Source organism: Calditrichota bacterium (assembly GCA_014359355.1).
Classification (GTDB): Bacteria; Zhuqueibacterota; Zhuqueibacteria; order JANLFK01; family Oleimicrobiaceae; genus Oleimicrobium.
Map to the genome: position 1 here is coordinate 1 of JACIZP010000282.1, position 1549 is coordinate 1549.

At 63.4% G+C, this 1549-nt stretch carries 2 protein-coding genes; both read right to left on the reverse strand.

Translation table 11 applies throughout. The annotated features are described in order from the left end of the window. On the reverse strand, window positions 1-272 hold a 272-nt coding region (locus H5U38_12310; GenBank protein ID MBC7187807.1), incomplete at its 3' end, for a CRISPR-associated endonuclease Cas1. Between the two features lie 55 nt (window positions 273-327). Then, window positions 328-1549, reverse strand: a 1222-nt coding sequence (locus H5U38_12315) for a hypothetical protein (protein MBC7187808.1), incomplete at its 5' end; no start/stop codon positions are given.

The following is a 1549-nucleotide window of genomic DNA, read 5'->3' on the forward strand; positions in this document are numbered from 1 at the left end:
TCGAGTTGCAGGCGGCGTATTTTGGTGGTGGAGCCGAGCTTGGACTGCCAAATGCGGGCGAAGGGATGGCCGGTCTTGTCGAGGAAGACGACGTCGACGTTATTTTGGATGGCCAGCTCGACCGCGTCGGTGGAGAGCGAGGCGCCGGTGGTAATGAGGATGCTGCGCACCTTCTTGGCGGAGACCAGGCGTTTCTCATCGCCGGCCTTGACCTCGAAGCAGTCCCCGGTCTTGCCGAGATAGGCGCCGAAGGTATTCAGTACCAATTGCATGGCGGCAATCTCTCCTCAGATTTGCGGCCCGCGCTGGTTCATGGCTGTGTGCCCTTCAAATGATGACCTCCGTGGCTTCGTGCTCAGCGCCAGCCGCGGCCAAGCCCATTTCGGGGCAATAGTCCTCCGGTTTTCGGAGCAGCCACAGCCACTCGTTGACAGGGTCGGCGATTTGCTGGGCCACCTGTCTAGGGACCGGGACGGTGAAACAATGGACGAGTGCCAAGATCCGCTTCCGATCTTCGAACGAGTGCTCGCCATGTCGGTGGCTGCGGGAGAGCAAGTCAAGCAGCTGCGTCGGGCCCTCGGGGGCGTAGTCCGCGAGCATTCGTTCTGCATAGCGGGGCACCATCTCGGTCCCACAGGGGACAAAGACTTCCACGCGCGAATAGTCGTGCGCGAAGGGTTCCAGTCCCGCAAGCTCTGACCAGAGACCCCGTGCCGCCCTCTCCAATCGCTGCAGGCACGCCTCATAGCGGTTCTCCTGCCAGCAGCGCGAGAGGTAGGTACCGAGGAGTGAGGCCACGCTGCTTTCGGAGAAGGAGTGGTGCTCGGACAGGAGGGCGTCCGTCTGTCGTCGGGAAGTTTCGTCCCGGTAGACCAGGAGGCGTGAATCTTTGCCGTTGGAGCGGTGATAGGGGCACACCTCGACGATGCCTGTCTGGCCCTCGCCGTGGCGATTCGCTCTGCCAGCAACCTGGGCGACTGCGGGGAACACGGGGAGGGCGCGGAGTATGCGCTCGAAGCTCAAGTCGACCCCTGCCTCCAGCATCTGCGTGCATACCACCACCGTAGGCTGGTTGTGCTCCAGGCGCTGGCGGATCTCCTGGATACGCGCCCGCTTGTGGCCGGGTAACATGATGGCGGTCAGCAGGGTGCACTGGTGTTCGAGATCCGCCGCGCGCAGGTGACGATAAACTTCCACTGCATCGGCCACTGTGTTGACTACCACGGCCAGCGCCTGGTGTGAGTGGCTGTGGCGGAGAGCCCATTCAGCCGCCTGATCTGCGGTAATGGGGGTTGGCGAAAAGCGGATCTGGTACCGGGGTTGGCCGTGCACCTCATCGTTCAGCGGTGTACACGGCTCCTGGAGGCCGCCGGCGATCGGCGGCAGGGTCGCGGTGTTGAACAGCACCTGGGCCTGCCATTCCGCGCAGGCCGCACGCAGGGCCTGGAGGAAGAGGTTCCACAGCCCCACGTCGATGATTTGCGGCTCATCGATGACAACAAAGGCTCGGTGAAGCGCTCTGGCGCGAACGCTTTCCTGGGCCCTGCGG